The sequence below is a fragment of the Lacimicrobium alkaliphilum genome (assembly GCF_001466725.1).
Classification (GTDB): domain Bacteria; phylum Pseudomonadota; class Gammaproteobacteria; order Enterobacterales; family Alteromonadaceae; genus Lacimicrobium; species Lacimicrobium alkaliphilum_B.
This window is the reverse complement of record NZ_CP013650.1, coordinates 3,387,958-3,404,378: the sequence shown is the minus strand read 5'-3', so window position 1 is coordinate 3,404,378 and position 16,421 is coordinate 3,387,958. Positions and strand designations below refer to the sequence as shown.

The following is a 16,421-nucleotide window of genomic DNA, read 5'->3' as shown; positions in this document are numbered from 1 at the left end:
ATGCAGTTGGAGTCCATGCTGGCTGAGGGATTCGGGGCACTGGCATTGATTATCAACTTTGTCGGTTACCGTCAGAATAAGGTTAATCACTACCGGTTCATTTCTGCTTTGGGGCTGGCTTGTCTCAGTACGCATTTCTTCTTACTCGGCGCCATGGCGGCAGGTATTGGCTGTGCGCTGGCATCGGTAAGAAACATTATTGCTCTGTGGCATCGTTCGCTGATGCTGGTGTCTGTTTTCGTGCTGATTCATGTGCTGTTTTTTGCCTATGAATGGTGGGTATTGCAGCATGACTGGCGAATTATACTGGCCTATGCCTCGGCGCTAATCTTTACTCTTGGCTCTATTTTACTGCAACGCACGCATCGTATCCGGCAGTGGTTTATCCTGGCTGAGGGCCTGGGGTTGGCTTATGCGCTGTCGGTAGGCAGTGTATTTGGCAGTATTTTTAATGTCAGCAACCTGACCAGTATCAGTATTAAGCTGTATCAGGACAAAGCAGGCGGGCATAAAAGGCAGCAACATAATTAGCTGATAGGCCTTGTTCGGTTTAACAGGTTTAGCTCAGTGCCATCTGAACTCCAGTACTGCCAGACTTTGCTGCTGATCAACGCTCACAGCCTGGCTCAGCGTCATACGGTTTACCGCAGTGTTGCTGTTAATGTGGTGCTCAAGGCCCAATTGCCAGTTTTTGTTCAGGTGGTATCGCCAGTTCACTGTCAGGCCCTCACCGTCACTGTGGTTGTAATCCCAGGGCCAGATATCATCCTCTGTCACGGTGAAATGGTCATAGCGAAGACTGAACCGGTGCCTGCCCGTTCTGTGACTGAGCATCAGATACCAGGCATCGAATTCGGCATAGACCCAGCGTCTACCCATCTCGGTAGTGCCATCCATCCACTGGCCCAACAGCCGGGTATCGGAGTTAAGCTGGTGAGAGAAGGCCAAAGAGTGAAAGCGGGTATGCCAGGCGTATAAACGCTGGTGGTTCACGGCCAGCGGGTCGGCATTATTGTCATAATAGTAATAGCGTAGCCGTGTTTTTTTGAAGTAATCCAGATGACCGCCAATATAAAAGCCGGTGCGCCCGTCTATTTCATGAAAAGGTTCAACCCAGGCCGGATGGTCAATCCTGTCGGTCACTGCAGGGTAGGGCGCAAACTGGATTCGATCATGATGCAGTGACTGACGGTCGTGCATCGCCCAGCCCCGCCAGCTGAGTAAGGTACCAAGAGGATCATTGCCTCTGAAAGCGCCGGCATAAATCTCCCAGGACCAGGGGCTGCGCCGCTGTCTGCCAGGGCTGTACAGCCCCATTTCCAGGCCAGCCAGCCTTAACTCTTCTCCGAGCCAGCTGTTAATAGCACTCTGAGTGTAGGTATAGGGTGACAGCCAGCCGGTATCGGGGTTTTCAAACGACATCTCAGGGTAAAAAAAGCCGGCCCGCGCACGAAACTTATAGGGGCTGGCGGAGAGCGGTTTGTATTGCAGTTTTGCCTGGGTTAAACCCAGATGGCGCTCACCGTCCTGATGCAGGTTTATCACGGCTTCTGCTTCCAGGCCCGGTAGCAGAGCCTGTTGGACTTTGATCAGCCCCTGCTGCAGATTAACATCGGAATGATCCTCTCTGAGAATACCCGTGCCCTGGCGCTGCCAGCTTAGTTGACTGTCAGCATCAATCACGTTGAGCTGAATCCGTGCTGAGATTTCTGCTCCAAAGCTCAGGCTGCTGTACAGACCCAGTAATATGACTGATAAAATCCGCTTCATGATGCCTGGCTTTGATACTGCTTCAGCCAGTCACTGAACTGAGCGGCAGGCAAAGGCTTGCTCATATAGAACCCCTGTGCCTTGTGACACCCTGCCTGTTTCAGAAAGGCCAGACTGGTGGCATCCTCTACGCCTTCTGCCACAGTTTTCAGCCCCAGGTGTCTGGCCAGGCCAAGCAGGGTGTTGACCATCACCTGATCTTCACTGTTGGTGGCCAGATCCAGCACAAAAGCTTTGTCGATTTTAAGCTCATGTACAGGCATCTTCTTCAGCTGAGCCATTGAAGAATAGCCGGTACCGAAGTCGTCAATCGAGAGAATGACGCCCATTGCTTTAAGTTTGTCCAGTGCCCTGATGGCCATATCCGGATCACTCATCACGGCACTCTCAGTGACCTCCAGAGTCAGTCCGCCTTTGTTGGCGGAGAATTCAGAAAACAGGCTGGCAACCATTTCCGGCAGTTGCATATCTACCAGATCTAAAGGCGAGATGTTCACTGCCATATTGAGTTCCAGGCCTGCTTCTGACCATTGCTGTTGCTGCCGCATGGCCTCGGTCAGGGCCCAGCGGGTCACATCCCGGATAGCGCCGGTTTGCTCCGCCAGCGGAATAAACTGATCCGGCGGAATAAAGCCGTGTACGGGATGGATCCAGCGAATCAGGCACTCTGCACCACTTACTCTGCCATCAGCCAGCAACACTTTTGGCTGGTAATAAAGGCTTAGCTGGCCTTCGCTGAGAGCAGAGCGCAGCTCAGACATCAGGCTCAGGCGCTGCACCGAGTATTTATTCAGCTCAGGCCGGTATACCGCAAAAGCCCGGTGATGACCCTTACAACTGTACATGGCAATGTCGGCACATTGGATCAGGGCACTGGGATCATCACCATGCTCAGGATACACCGCGACACCGATGCTGAGATCGAGATCCAGACGTAATTGCTCAATATCAAAAGGCAGATTAAAGGCTTCCACCACCTTATTCGCGAGGCTCTTGGGGGTGTTCGAGTCATCGCCAAACCATATCAGTCCGAATTCGTCCCCTCCCAGTCTGGCGACAAACAGATTGTCCAGCTCAATGTGTGATAATCGCGAGGCAATTTTCGCCAGCAGCTGATCACCGATAACATGGCCCAGGGTATCGTTGATGTCTTTGAACCTGTCCACATCCATCATCAAGACCACCACGGGTTGATGCTGCTTTTCCAGTAACTGTTGCAACTGTTGGTTAAACTGATTGCGGTTGGGCAGGCCGGTAAGTGAGTCAAAGTAGGCCAGTTGCTGGATTTCCAGCTCACGCTGCCTGATGCCTTGTTGCATTTCGCCAATGGCGGTGGATAAGGACGATATTTCCAGGGTAGTGGATTGTGGTACATCGTCTACATACTGGCCTTTGCGGATCTTGTTGGTGACGTTCACCAATCGCGTGAGTGGCCGGGTAATACCATTGGAAATGATAACCGCGGCAGTCAGCGCCAGCAATGCGGCGACGGCGAGGATTAATATCAGCTGTCCTATCAGGCTGTTGTATGACAGATAGGCCTTATCCGCGACCGTTGCCAGTAATAAATTGAGTGCTCCTGCAGGGCTGGTTCCTATCTCAGCGGAGGCGTAAATAAACTCCTGCTCCTGCCCTTCAACGGGTAGCAGTATCTGCTGCAAATTCTCCGACCAGGTCAAGCTCTGAGTTTGCAGCGCATCAGCAACAGCAGTGGAAAATGTCGATGCGATCAGCTGATTATCCGGAGCCGGAGTAAATAAACTGATTTGCATATCTGTCAGTGTCACCAGTTCCTGAGTAATCAGTTTGCGGGTATCCACGGCTGCGACCAGCCAGGCATTGATTTTAGGAGATGACTCGACAAATCTGACCGGTACAGCCTGTAGCAGATAATGATGGTCGTTGATATTGTGCCAGAGAATACTTGTGCTCTCCTCCACATTGATCTCCAGCACCCCGGCAGCGGCATCCGATGTTGCAGTCAGTAATCTGCCCTCACCGTCAAGTACCCAACTGAGATCCGCATCAATTCGCCGTTGATGGTTATTCAGCGCCGATAGCAGCGATTCCGGATCCTGCCTGCCACCGGCGATAAGCTGTTTGGTATTAAAGTCCTTGGCCAGTGTATCCAGAGCAGAGTGTAACTGATTTGAGCGATTGCGGATTTTATCCTGAACGACAATGGCGGATGTTCTGGCGTGATCTCTGACCTGACCGGTACTGTGTTGATATGTGGCTTTTTGCACGGTGACCAGGGTGACGATAACAATTAATGCCAGTAACAGCAGAAAAACCAGCAGCATGCGACTGCGCAAAGAGCGACTGGTGAGTTTGGAGAGTACTTTGATGGTCATTCAGTCCCCCCGGACTGCATGGCTGAGGAGACCATAAACTCACTATTCATAACCGATAAATTCATCGGTATCCTCTTCAAAATCATCCAGACCCGGCAGCAAAGGTTGTTCAAGCTGAACCTTTAGCTTTTGATCAGCAGAAAGTGTCAGGGGCTGATCCAGATTGGCGGAGGGCTCCTGAATTCTCGGATGGCGAACATATAAGCTATAGTCACCGGCCGGCACATTCAGCTTAAGCTGGCCTTGCTCGTCAGTCTGACCAAAGTAAGGGGTATCGACTACATAGATATATCCGAGCATCCAGTCATGTACATTGCAGCCCAGTTCCACTTTACCTTGCTGATCAAAGGGCAGTGGTTCAGGACTCTGATCTTTATATAACTGTAACTGAAAGGTCTTGGCCGGTGAGAAGGAGTAAACATGATGCTGTATCGAATCGGAATTGGGAAAACTGACCTCAGTCCCTTTTTGTACTACCAGAATATGCGGAGAAAACTGTTTTTTGATCTGATCCATTTCTGCCACTGCGCCCTCAGCAACCGGCGGCAGTGGTTGTTCAGAAGTGAGGTAAATCACAGCACCAGGCATGGGCTGATTATCCTGGGTGTGCACAGAAACAAGCACTTCAAGTGCCTGGACTGGCAGGCAAAAAAGACCGATTAGCAGACTGAAAATGCGGAGCATTGGATTACCGGCAACAACTGATAGACCTCTACTATACCTGTATTGTCGGATCGGTAAAGGGGCGATAGGCCCCTCTTTGTATCAATTCGCCTCAGTGCAGAATACGGGTCTTAATGGTTCCGTCTATACTCAGCAGCCGCTGAAAGGCTTCATCGGCATCTTCGGAGTCCACATCAATGACCACATAACCTATTTCAGGTGAGGTTTGCAGGTACTGGGCGGCAATGTTGATATTCATCTCGGCAAAGGCCTGGTTTATCTGGGTCAGTACACCGGGAATATTGCGGTGAATATGCAGCAGTCTGGAGCGGCCATACTGCTCCGGCAGCGACACTTCCGGGAAGTTGACTGCAGACAGGGTAGAACCGTTGTCACTGTATTTGGCCAGTTTGCCTGCAACCTCAATGCCGATATTTTCCTGCGCTTCCTGGGTGCTGCCACCCACATGAGGGGTCAGCAGCACATTGTCAAACTCACGAAGTGGTGAAACGAACTCTTCATGATTAGATTTGGGTTCTACCGGGAATACATCGATAGCGGCACCGGATAACTTGTTGTTACCCAGATTCTCTGCCAGTGCATCGATATCCACTACGGTGCCCCGTGAGGCGTTGATCAGAATCGCACCATGCTTCATGGTGTCCAGCTCGGCATGGCCAATCATATTGGTGGTCTGCGGCGTCTCAGGTACATGCAGGGTGATCACATCAGAGCTTTTGAGCAACTGATTAAGGCTCTTGATCTGTCTGGCATTACCCAACACCAGCTTGTCTTCAATATCGTAAAACTGCACCTGCATGCCCAGATGCTCGGCCAGAATACCCAGTTGCGTGCCGATATGCCCATAACCGATAATCCCCAGGGTTTTACCCCTCGCCTCGTAGGAACCTGAGGCGCTTTTATCCCATTCGCCACGATGTGCTTTGGCGTTTTTCAGCGGGATACCCCGCAGCAGCAGCAGGATTTCGCCTAATACCAGCTCTGCCACAGAGCGGGTATTGGAAAACGGCGCATTGAAGACCGGAATTCCGCGCAGCCTGGTGGCGTTTAAATCCACCTGATTGGTACCGATACAGAAACAGCCAATGGCAACCAGTTTTTGCGCCGCTTCAACCACATCGGCAGTGATCTGCGTCCGTGAACGTACGCCGACAAAATGCACATCGCGAACCTTCTCGATTAACTCCGGCTCGGGCAATGAAGTCTTAAGGTATTCAATATTGGTGTAACCATTAGCCTTGAGGGTCTCCAGGGCACTCTGGTGAACACCTTCCAGCAACAGGATGCGGATTTTGTCTTTTGGCAGTGACACTTTGCTCATGAATGTTTCCATATGACGAATAACAGGGAGTCTTACCCGTATCAATGTATGGGCGTCTGGACGTCTAAATTACCAGATTTAGTCTAAGGGTAAAAGCTTTATTTGATCAGGTGAAAATTGAACCACGGAGACAAAGAGAACACGGAGATTACAGGGCAGATAAATTTGAACCTCGTACCCTCTGAGTTTTGTGGTAAACAGCTTTCAACCACGAAAAACACTAAGCCCAAGAACACAAAATGGCCTCTCGCAGAGGCGCTGAGACGCAGAGGTTGCATAGAATATAAAGGGTAAGACCTCTGCGTTCTCTGCGGCTCTGCGGTAAACTCTTGCTTTCGTATGACTAGCAAAGAACCTTATTCGCTGATCTGTGGGCCCTGTTCGGTGCCCACGACCACAACATCGGCGCCGCGTCGGGCAAATAACCCGTTACAGACCACTCCGGCCAATTGATTTATCTGACTCTCCAGTTCAACGGGGTTGAGGATCGTCAGGTTATGAACATCCAGAATAACGTTGCCGTTATCGGTGACCACACCCTCTCGCCAGACAGGTTGGCCTCCCATTTTGACCAGTTCCCGGGCCACATAAGAGCGGGCCATAGGAATAACTTCCACCGGCAACGGAAAGTCGCCAAGTACATCTACCTGCTTGCTTTTATCTACGATGCAGATAAATTTTCTGGCCACAGCGGCGATGATTTTTTCCCTTGTTAACGCACCGCCACCGCCTTTGATCATGTGCTTGTGAGCGGTAATTTCATCGGCGCCATCAACATAGATATCCAGCTCGTCCACCGCATTCAGGTCGAATACCTCAATGCCTGCCGCCTTAAGCTTAGCCGTGGAGTCTTCAGAGCTGGATACGGCACCCCGGATGTTGTCGCGGATCTGTGCCAGCCCCTCAATAAAAAAGGCTACCGTAGAGCCGGTGCCTACACCGACAATGCTGTCTTGCTGCACATACTCCAGGGCTGCTAATGCTGCGGCTTGCTTAAGCTGATTCTGGTCCATTGTTAGTCCTTATTCCTGATGATAAAGGTTGTTGAAGGAGTAATGATCTTCTGCATCGGTAAATCCCAGGGCTGTGCAACCAGCGTCTCTGCCTGCTGGCAGTTATGGGCCAGACCAATGACAGCCGTATTGTAATCCGGAGTTTGTGGATTGTTCCGGTACAGGGGGCCAGGGTGCGATCATAAAAGCCCCCTCCCATCCCCAGTCGGTGGCCCTGTGCGTCAAACGCCACCAGCGGAGTAAAAATGATATCCAGTTTTGCCAGCGGCACGATATGGGCACATTCCAGTGCGGGTTCCGGGATATTAAAGCGATTCGGGCTCATCAGGCTATGGGAGCAATAGCGTACAAACAGCAGATGGCCTTTGCAAAAAGGGTGTAATACCGGCAGACATACCTGTTTTCCCTGCTGCCAGCAATATTCGATAATGGGCGTGGGATCCAGCTCACCGTCTTCGGCCAGATAACAGGCCACTGTTCTGGCATCATTGAATTCAGGTTGATTCAGGCATTGTTTGAGCACGGCGGCACTGGCTTGCTGCTGTTCTTCAGCGGACAACTGACGGCGACGTTGGCGAAATTGCTGCCGTAATGCCTGGGGGGTACAGTCTTGCATTACTCGACATCTTTCCTGATAGAATTAAGGCGCCAACAGGCGCCTTAAAGGGTACTCATTATTACTCGTCCAGGAAGCTGCGTAACTGCTCCGAACGGCTGGGATGGCGCAATTTGCGCAGCGCCTTGGCTTCAATCTGACGAATCCGTTCACGGGTAACGTCAAACTGCTTGCCTACCTCTTCCAGCGTGTGGTCGGTATTCATGTCGATACCGAAACGCATTCTCAGTACCTTGGCTTCCCGGGCAGTCAGCCCTGCCAGCACTTCCTGAGTGGCGTTTTTCAGATTGCCCGAGGTGGCAGAGTCCAGCGGCTGGATAATAGTACCGTCCTCAATAAAGTCACCCAGATGTGAATCTTCATCATCTCCAATGGGCGTTTCCATGGAGATTGGCTCTTTGGCAATCTTCAGCACTTTGCGGATCTTGTCTTCCGGCATTAACATACGTTCGGCCAGTTCTTCGGGTAAGGGTTCACGGCCCATTTCCTGCAACATCTGGCGGGAGATCCGGTTGAGCTTATTGATGGTCTCAATCATGTGCACCGGGATACGTATGGTACGGGCCTGATCCGCAATCGAACGGGTAATAGCCTGACGTATCCACCAGGTGGCGTAGGTTGAGAACTTGTAGCCGCGACGGTATTCGAACTTGTCCACCGCTTTCATCAGGCCGATATTACCTTCCTGAATCAGATCCAGGAATTGCAGGCCACGGTTGGTGTACTTTTTAGCAATGGAGATCACCAGACGCAGGTTCGCCTCGACCATTTCTTTCTTGGCACGACGGGCTTTGGCTTCACCGATGCTCATGCGGCGGTTGATATCTTTAATATCAACAATATCCAGCCCGGTTTCCACTTCCACCTGGTTCATTTTGCCGATGCTGCGCTCAAGTTCTTCTTTGTACTCGAGCAATTTAGGTACATAGGGCTTGTTAGACGCCAGCACCTTTTCCAGCCAGGTGCCATCAGTTTCATTACCGGCGAAGGCACGGATAAAGTCTTTCTTCGGCATTTTGGCATGCATCACACAATGCTTCATGATGATGCGTTCCTGAACCCGCACTCTGTCCATCATGCCACGCATGTTTTTGACCATACGATCAAATTGCTTGGGCACCAGGCGGAATTCTTTGAAAATATCGCTTAAGTTAGCAATTTCGGCCTTGGCGACCTTATGGGCCCGGCCTTTGCTGGCGATGGCATCACGGGTTTTGTAATACTGTTCTCTCAGGGCAGTGAAGCGTTCACGGGCTTCTTCAGGATCCACACCAGTATCGGTCTCTTCATCGTCCTCGTCGTCGTCATCATCATCGTCTTCATCATCGAGCTCTTCTTCAGACAATTCTGAGCCCACATGGGTGGCCGTGGGTGCCACGTCTGTCTCGTTGGGGTCGATAAAACCCAGTACGATATCACTGAGACGAATTTCTTCGGCTTCGTATTGGTCCCATTGATCGAGCAGGTAAGTGATGGCTTCAGGATATTCGGCTACAGAACACTGGACCTGGTTGATGCCTTCTTCGATACGCTTGGCGATATCAATCTCGCCCTCACGGGTCAACAGTTCCACAGTGCCCATTTCACGCATGTACATGCGCACCGGATCTGTGGTCCGGCCTATCTCGCTCTCCACTGTTGCCAGAGCCTGGGCTGCAGCTTCAGCCGCATCTTCGTCGGCCGTGGTTTCCTGCATCAGTAACTCATCGGAATCGGGAGCTGCTTCGAACACCTGAATTCCCATATCATTAATCATGCGGATAATGTCTTCGATCTGATCCGAATCAACAATATCCTGTGGGAGGTGGTCGTTGACTTCCGAGAAGGTCAGATAACCTTGCTCTTTACCTTTTGCGATTAGGAGTTTAATCTGAGACTGCTTGTTCGACGCCATATACCTTCCACTTCTCAAATAAGGGTTTAAATCTGCTCTGAACCGACGCGCAGAGAATTAGCCAGTATAGCAGAATCACCATAGTGGCCGCTAGCCCGATTATTAACCAACACATCATCGCAGACGTGTTCAGGTTGCTTTCATCAGGTTGTTCAATTCCAGCTTTTCTTCCTTGGTGAGGTTGCCAAGCCGCGATTTTGATATCAATGCCTCAATACGATTCTGACAATACCAGTCTAATAGTTTGGCAAAGCTGTCGTGATAAAGTTTCAGCCGGTTTTCTTCATCCACCGGATAATCCAGCACCAGCAAACGGGACAGATGACTGGCCTGGGGATGCTGGCGGAAATATTCCACCACCTGCATGGTCTGTTTATGGGGATGAGCGAGGCAATATTCAAATACTTCGTTCAGCAGCGTCAGGCCTGGTATCTCCATCCCCTCCAACAGCTGTGGATTTACTTCTTCACATTGTTTTGCCAGTCCCGGTTGTTCCAGCAACAATCTGAGCATGATGCGTACCGGTGAAAGCCGGCTCTTCCCGGGCGAACTGTAGTCTGACTGCTGAACCCGGCTTCCCTTGTTGGCCATACTGATATCAGTACGATGCTGATGCTGGGTCTGTTCACCGGTGAACCGGCTGAGTTCCTGTTCGAGCATGGCGCGCTGATGTTCTCCGGCAATTCTTTCGATCAGGGGCATGGCCTCGGCCTTCAGAGCGGCTTTGCCTTCGGTGCTGGAAACATGATGCCGGGAAAGCAGGTTATCAAAGAAAAATTTCGACAGGGGCACGGCCTGGTCAAGTTGTTGCTCAAAGGCTTCTTTCCCCTGAGCACGCACCATGGAATCGGGATCTTCTCCGTCGGGCAAGAACAGAAAACGCATTTCCACACCATCCTTGAGATGGCCCAAAGCATTTTCCAGTGCGCGCCAGGCTGCATCACGACCGGCACGATCGCCGTCGTAACAGCAAACAATTTGCGGTGCAGCGCGAAACAACAGTTGGACCTGTTCCTCGGTCGTGGCGGTGCCCAGTGCGGCAACGGCATAGTCGATACCAAACTGCGCCAGAGCCACCACATCCATATAGCCCTCCACCACCATCAGCCTGTCTAAGCGGCGATGGGCCTGGCGGGCCTGATAATAACCGTAAAGCTCACTGCCTTTATGGTAGATGCGGGTTTCCGGTGAGTTCAGGTACTTGGGAGTGCCGTCACCTAATACCCGGCCTCCGAAACCGACGACGCGACCACGGCGATCACGAATAGGAAAGATAATACGATCGCGGAAAAAATCGTAAGTGCGACCTTGTTCATTGTCATTCAGTACGCGCAAATCCAGCATCTGCTGACGCCGCTGTGGGGTGTTGCCAAACTGGCTGAGCAGACTGTCCCAACTGTCGGGGGCATAGCCGATACCGAAAGATTTAACCACCTCTCCTGACAGGCCACGTTGTTTCAGGTAATTCACCGCTTTAGGTCCGTCGGCATGATGCTTAAGCTGATGGCAGAAAAAACGAGAGATTTTTTCCATCAGTTCATAATCATCTTCTTTTTGCTGCCGGTTCTGCTGGCTCTGTTGTGGATTCGGACTTTGTTCCCTGGGCACTTCCACGCCCTGATAGCGGGCCAGTTCTTCTATAGCATCAGGAAATTCAAGGCGGTCATATTCCATTAAAAAGGAAATGGCATTGCCATGGGCACCGCAGCCGAAGCAATGATAAAACTGCTTGTCCTGACTGACGGTAAAGGAGGGGGTCTTTTCGCTATGAAAGGGGCAGCAGGCCTGATAGTTGCGTCCGGCCTTCTTCAGCCGTACCCGGCTGTCGACCAGCTCGACGATGTCGGTACGCGCCAGCAAATCATCGATAAAATCACGGGGGATCAACCCTGCCATCCATTACTCCGCTTTACCGAAAAGAGATTGAATCAACTGCACCTGAATTCAGAATAGTGTATGCCACAGCCAGCGTAAACCGGCCATGTACTGTCATTCTGGTGCAAGGCTCAGTTCAGACGGGACTTAATCAGACCGCTTAACTGGCCCATGTCAGTGCGGCCCTGGACCTTAGGCTTGAGCCAGCCCATGACTTTGCCCATATCCTGCATTCCGGCAGCACCGGTTTCACTCATCGCCTGTGCGATAAGCTCGTCGAGCTCTGCCGGGGAAAGAGGTTGCGGCAGAAAGTCCTGCAGGATAACCACTTCTGCGGCTTCCTTTTCGGCCAGATCCTGACGACCTGCCTGTTCAAACTGTTGCTGAGCATCTTTGCGCTGCTTAACCATTTTGGTCAGAATAGCAATGACATCACTCTCATTCAGTTCAGTGCGGCCGTCAATTTCCCGTTGCTTAATCTCAGCCAGGGCCATACGAATGGTACCAAGGCGCAACTTGTCCTTGTCCCGCATCGCCTGCTTCTGATTGTCTTTCAGGGTATCTATCAAACTCATTGCAAAGGATTCACTTGTTTACACTGTGTTATCAGCACATATCAGGGTGTTCAGCGTGTTGACAACGTATTATCACAGAGCAGAAAAAAGGCGCGATGCCGCGCCCTTTTGTGAGATCTTAGTAAAGCTTGATGCGACGTGCGTTTTCGCGAGCCAGTTTTTTCAGGTGACGCTTTTTAGCAGCGGCTTTCTTGCGCTTGCGTTCCCAGGTCGGCTTCTCGAAAAATTCACGACGGCGAACCTCTGACAATACTCCTGCCTTTTCACATGAACGCTTGAAACGGCGCAGAGCAACATCAAACGGCTCGTTTTCTTTAACTTTAACAATTGGCATTAAAATCTCACCTCAAAAATAAATGCTTATTACCAGCTCGAAAATTAACCGGCATGGTTAAAAATGGTGCGGAATTTTAATCATATCCGCGGCTAATGTAAAGTCCCGTATGGCTTTTAGATGGAGAAATTTCTCTGTCGGGGGTAAGATCCGGCCATCTTGAACCACGAGTGCAACGCATGCGAATACTGGGTATTGAAACGTCCTGTGATGAAACCGGCATTGCCATATACGATGATAAGTCAGGGTTATTGTCTCATGAATTGTACAGCCAGGTAAAACTGCATGCCGATTATGGCGGAGTGGTGCCTGAGCTGGCTTCAAGGGATCATGTCCGCAAGGTTGTTCCACTGGTGCAAAAAGCCATGCAGGATGCGGACACCGATGCCAGTCAGATTGACGGTGTGGCTTTTACTCAGGGGCCCGGACTGGTGGGGGCACTGTTAGTGGGTTCATCCGTTGGCCGCAGTCTGGCCTATGCCTGGGGAGTGCCAGCAGTAGGGGTGCATCATATGGAAGGGCATCTGCTGGCGCCTATGCTGGATGAGCCGGCACCGGCATTTCCGTTCGTGGCCCTGTTAGTCTCTGGTGGCCATACCATGCTGGTGAATGTGAAGGGGATTGGGCGCTATGAAATGCTTGGTGAGTCGGTGGATGATGCCGCCGGAGAGGCATTTGACAAGACCGCCAAGCTGTTAGGGCTGGACTATCCGGGCGGTCCTTTACTGGCGAAACTGGCGCAGCAAGGTACGCCCGATCGCTTTCGTTTTCCGCGGCCGATGACAGACAGACCCGGACTGGATTTCAGTTTCAGTGGTCTGAAAACTTTTGCTGCCAATACCATTCGTGATCAGGGTGATGACGAGCAAACCAAAGCAGATATCGCGTTGGCATTTGAAACTGCAGTAGTCGAGACTCTGGCGATAAAATGTCGTCGCGCACTGGAACAGACAGGCCTGCATCGTCTGGTGATCGCCGGTGGCGTCAGCGCTAACCAGTCGTTGCGTCACAAACTTGAGTTGATGATGAAGAAACTAAAGGGGGAGGTATTTTATCCGCGGGCGGAATTTTGCACCGATAATGGCGCGATGATTGCCTACGCCGGTATGCAAAGGCTGTTGGCCGGTCAGCACGAAGGACTGGATGCTCGGGCCAAACCACGCTGGCCACTGGAATCCCTGCCCGCAGTTTAATACTAATCCGCATAGATAATTAGCCACTTTTATGGCTTCTCAAAGTTACTGGATGCCCGACAAAAGCGCTCGGGCATGACTGTCCGTAGTAAAGGCACAAGCAAACAGAGATTTTCACCGCAGAGTCGCCGAGAGCGCGGAGAAAACGAAGATGGAAAGTCACCTGAATCTCTGCGTCCTCTGCGACTCTGCGAGATAAATGGAAAATAAGTTGAAGATCTCGCTAAGGCGCAAAGTAAAAGAGTGATCAGTCTTCAGCAGAAACCAAAACTGCCCCTGTCTTGCTGAAGACGCTGTTGCTGACCACTGATAACTGAGGGCTGATAACTTTTCTTCTCTATTCGTTGGCTTTGCCTTTATCCCAGATGCGGCTTTCTTTGCCTTTGAGCAGACGGATAATATTGCCGCGGTGACGAAGGATGATCAACAGCGATAACATTGCCACCGCAAGGGTATACTGAGGCTTGATAAACCAGGTATACAACGGAGCCAGACTGACTGTAATCAGGGCGGCCAGTGATGAATAGCCGCTGATAAATACAGTGACAATCCAGGTGATAATCAACAGTCCGGACAAGTCCAGGCCTATAGGCAGCATGGCACCCAGTGCCGTAGATACCCCTTTACCGCCCTTAAAACCAAAGTACAGCGGGAAAATATGTCCGAGGCAGGCGGCGATGGCCACCAGTCCGAGGAAGATGGCTTCGATGCCCAGAAAATAGCTGATCCAGACCGGAATAGTGCCTTTAAGCACATCCAGAAACAGGGTCAGGAAGGCGGCAATACGTCCACCCAACCGATAAACGTTGGTCGCCCCGGGGTTGCCCGAGCCCTGGGTGCGGGGATCGGGCAAGCCGAACAACCGGCTCACTAACACGGCGCTGGATACTGAGCCGGCCAGGTAAGCGAGAACCATCATTAAAAGCGTCAGTGCTGTCATTGTGACTATTCCATGAATAAAAAACCTGGGCGCGGCGGTTTCCCTTTACTGTTGCATGGCTTAGAATTTGCCGCGTCCTGAGCATTGTAACGCATTGTCTTGCCCAGGACTGAGAATGTCACCAACCCTGTGATGGATCTACTACTAACAGGCCCGATGTCTGAACCGAGTGCTGAATGGATAACGTGATAATAGAGGGGCTGCAGGTCCAGTCTCTGATAGGTGTATACGACTGGGAGAGAACCGCCCGACGCCCCTTGCTGGTGGATCTGGTACTGGAAGTGGATCTCGCCCCGGCTGTTGCCTCCGACGATGTCAGCGACACTATCGACTATGCCAGGGTGGCAGAGACACTCAAGCAGGTTGCCCTGAACAGTGAATTTTTCTTACTCGAAGCTCTCGCCGGTGCCATGCTCGATGCCCTGTTTGCAGAGTTTGCACTGCAGGGGGCGACCCTTAAGCTGAGTAAGCCTGATATTCTGCCTGATGCTGAAAATGTGGCGATCCGAATCAGCAGGCGAAAAGGCTGATGGCACAGATTTATATCAGTCTTGGCAGTAATGTTGACAGGGAAAAACATACCCGCGCGGGTTTACAGGCCTTGCATCAGAGTTTTGGTGAATTGCAGCTATCCAGTCTTTTTGAAAGTGAAGCTGTGGGTTTCGATGGTAAGCCGTTTTATAACATGGTGATTGGTGCCATCACTACCAAAACCATGCCCGAGGTCGCTCATTTACTAAAACAGATCGAAGCCGACAACGGCAGGGTGCGAGGGGGCAAGAAATTCTCACCGCGGACTCTGGATCTGGACTTGTTGCTTTATGATGACCTTGTCACTGACGAACTGGTGCAATTACCCCGTGGAGAAATTCTCTACAATGCTTTTGTACTCTGGCCGCTGGCAGAAATAGCTCCGGAACGGCGACACCCGCTGGTACAACAATCCTATGCGCAGTTATGGCAGGATTTTGATAAAAACAAACAACAACTATGGACAATCCCTTTTAGCTGGACTCCCGAATGAGCCTGATTGAAATTATTATCCTGGCCCTGATCCAGGGCATCACCGAATTTCTGCCTATATCCAGTTCTGCTCACCTGATACTGCCCTCGGCTTTGCTTGGCTGGAAAAATCAGGGGCTGGCGTTCGATGTGGCAGTACACCTCGGCAGTTTGCTGGCAGTGATAATTTATTTTCGTCGCGATATCGCTTCGATGATCGTTGCCTGGACCGGTTCTTTGATCAGTGGCAGGCAGACTGATAACAGCCGCCTGGCCTGGTGGGTCATTATGGCCACCATTCCCGCCGTCATTGCGGGTTTTCTGGCCAAAGGACTGATAGAAACCTATGCCCGTTCTGCGCTGGTTATAGCCATTACTACCCTGGTTTTTGGCTTATTGCTCTGGTATGCCGATGTAAAAGCGAAGCAGAATAAACATATTTACCAGCTGACCTGGAAAAGTGCGCTGTTTGTGGGCCTGGCGCAGGCTTTAGCAATTATCCCTGGCACCTCACGTTCAGGCATTACTATGACCGCGGGTTTGATGGCCGGATTGGACAGGCAAAGTGCCGCGCGCTTTTCATTTTTGTTGTCTATTCCCACTATACTCGGAGCGGGTTTACTGGTGACGCTGGACTTGCTTGAAGCTCAGACACAGGTGGACTGGCAGGCCATGTTTTACGGCGTGGTATTTTCCTTTTTCAGCGCTTATATCTGTATCAGTCTGTTTCTGACCTGGATTGGGCGTCTGGGGATGTTGCCCTTTGTGATTTACCGCCTGGCGCTGGGTCTGGTTTTATTAGGCTTTGTGTTACTCTGAGGCTGACGGGTTTTGTAAAAGAGGATTGGGA

General features: G+C 51.3%; 16 protein-coding genes. 5 read left to right on the top strand and 11 right to left on the bottom strand.

What is annotated here, in order from left to right; translation table 11 throughout:
- Positions 1-531 carry a YgjV family protein gene (locus tag AT746_RS15385; RefSeq protein WP_062481968.1) on the top strand — a complete coding sequence of 177 codons (531 nt, stop codon included), beginning with the start codon at positions 1-3 and terminating at the stop codon, positions 529-531.
- Between the two features lie 33 nt (positions 532-564).
- Here AT746_RS15385 and AT746_RS15380 read toward each other — a convergent pair whose 3' ends face one another.
- The 10 genes from AT746_RS15380 to rpsU form a co-directional block, all read right to left on the bottom strand.
- Positions 565-1,770: a hypothetical protein gene (locus AT746_RS15380; RefSeq protein ID WP_062481966.1), complete on the bottom strand. Its 1,206-nt coding sequence runs from the start codon at positions 1,768-1,770 to the stop codon at positions 565-567.
- A complete protein-coding gene (locus AT746_RS15375) occupies positions 1,767-4,124 on the bottom strand; it encodes a putative bifunctional diguanylate cyclase/phosphodiesterase (protein ID WP_231730952.1) in 2,358 nt (785 codons plus the stop codon). Before AT746_RS15375 ends, AT746_RS15380 begins: the two co-directional genes overlap by 4 nt.
- Positions 4,125-4,166: 42 nt before the next feature.
- A complete protein-coding gene (locus AT746_RS15370) occupies positions 4,167-4,808 on the bottom strand; it encodes a methylamine utilization protein (RefSeq protein ID WP_231730951.1) in 642 nt (213 codons plus the stop codon).
- Between the two features lie 91 nt (positions 4,809-4,899).
- Positions 4,900-6,129 (bottom strand): phosphoglycerate dehydrogenase, encoded by a 1,230-nt coding sequence (serA, locus tag AT746_RS15365; RefSeq protein WP_062481963.1) that lies wholly within the window; start codon positions 6,127-6,129, stop codon positions 4,900-4,902.
- A 356-nt stretch (positions 6,130-6,485) separates the two neighbouring features.
- Entirely contained in the window at positions 6,486-7,142 is a 657-nt protein-coding gene (gene rpiA / locus AT746_RS15360) for a ribose-5-phosphate isomerase RpiA (RefSeq protein ID WP_062481960.1), read from the bottom strand.
- Positions 7,123-7,758, bottom strand: a complete 636-nt coding sequence (locus AT746_RS15355) for a 5-formyltetrahydrofolate cyclo-ligase (RefSeq protein ID WP_231730950.1) — start codon at positions 7,756-7,758, stop codon at positions 7,123-7,125. Before AT746_RS15355 ends, rpiA begins: the two co-directional genes overlap by 20 nt.
- Positions 7,759-7,819: 61 nt before the next feature.
- A complete protein-coding gene (rpoD, locus tag AT746_RS15350; protein WP_062481957.1) occupies positions 7,820-9,652 on the bottom strand; it encodes an RNA polymerase sigma factor RpoD in 1,833 nt (610 codons plus the stop codon).
- A gap of 129 nt (positions 9,653-9,781) precedes the next feature.
- The gene (gene dnaG / locus AT746_RS15345; protein WP_062481954.1) at positions 9,782-11,548 is read right to left on the bottom strand and encodes a DNA primase; all 1,767 of its coding nucleotides are present in this window, start codon (positions 11,546-11,548) and stop codon (positions 9,782-9,784) included.
- A gap of 110 nt (positions 11,549-11,658) precedes the next feature.
- The gene (locus tag AT746_RS15340; protein ID WP_062481952.1) at positions 11,659-12,102 is read right to left on the bottom strand and encodes a GatB/YqeY domain-containing protein; all 444 of its coding nucleotides are present in this window, start codon (positions 12,100-12,102) and stop codon (positions 11,659-11,661) included.
- Positions 12,103-12,220: 118 nt separating this feature from the next.
- Positions 12,221-12,436: a 30S ribosomal protein S21 gene (gene rpsU / locus AT746_RS15335; protein ID WP_062481949.1), complete on the bottom strand. Its 216-nt coding sequence runs from the start codon at positions 12,434-12,436 to the stop codon at positions 12,221-12,223.
- A 179-nt stretch (positions 12,437-12,615) separates the two neighbouring features.
- Between rpsU and tsaD the strand changes: the two genes are divergently transcribed.
- Positions 12,616-13,629 (top strand): tRNA (adenosine(37)-N6)-threonylcarbamoyltransferase complex transferase subunit TsaD, encoded by a 1,014-nt coding sequence (gene tsaD, locus AT746_RS15330; protein WP_062481948.1) that lies wholly within the window; start codon positions 12,616-12,618, stop codon positions 13,627-13,629.
- A 337-nt stretch (positions 13,630-13,966) separates the two neighbouring features.
- Here the strand turns inward: tsaD and plsY are convergent, their stop codons facing one another.
- On the bottom strand, positions 13,967-14,569 hold the full coding sequence (plsY, locus tag AT746_RS15325; RefSeq protein ID WP_062481945.1) for a glycerol-3-phosphate 1-O-acyltransferase PlsY: 603 nt from the start codon (positions 14,567-14,569) through the stop codon (positions 13,967-13,969).
- A 176-nt stretch (positions 14,570-14,745) separates the two neighbouring features.
- On the opposite strand from plsY, the gene folB reads away from it, so the two are divergent.
- From folB to AT746_RS15310, 3 genes are read left to right on the top strand one after another with little or no spacing between them, the layout of a single operon-like run.
- Complete coding sequence (folB, locus tag AT746_RS15320) at positions 14,746-15,099, top strand: dihydroneopterin aldolase (RefSeq protein ID WP_062481941.1); 354 nt, start codon at positions 14,746-14,748, stop codon at positions 15,097-15,099.
- Positions 15,099-15,593: a 2-amino-4-hydroxy-6-hydroxymethyldihydropteridine diphosphokinase gene (folK, locus tag AT746_RS15315; RefSeq protein ID WP_062481938.1), complete on the top strand. Its 495-nt coding sequence runs from the start codon at positions 15,099-15,101 to the stop codon at positions 15,591-15,593. Before folB ends, folK begins: the two co-directional genes overlap by 1 nt.
- Positions 15,590-16,390, top strand: a complete 801-nt coding sequence (locus AT746_RS15310; RefSeq protein ID WP_062481936.1) for an undecaprenyl-diphosphate phosphatase — start codon at positions 15,590-15,592, stop codon at positions 16,388-16,390. Before folK ends, AT746_RS15310 begins: the two co-directional genes overlap by 4 nt.
- Positions 16,391-16,421: the final 31 nt, after the last annotated feature.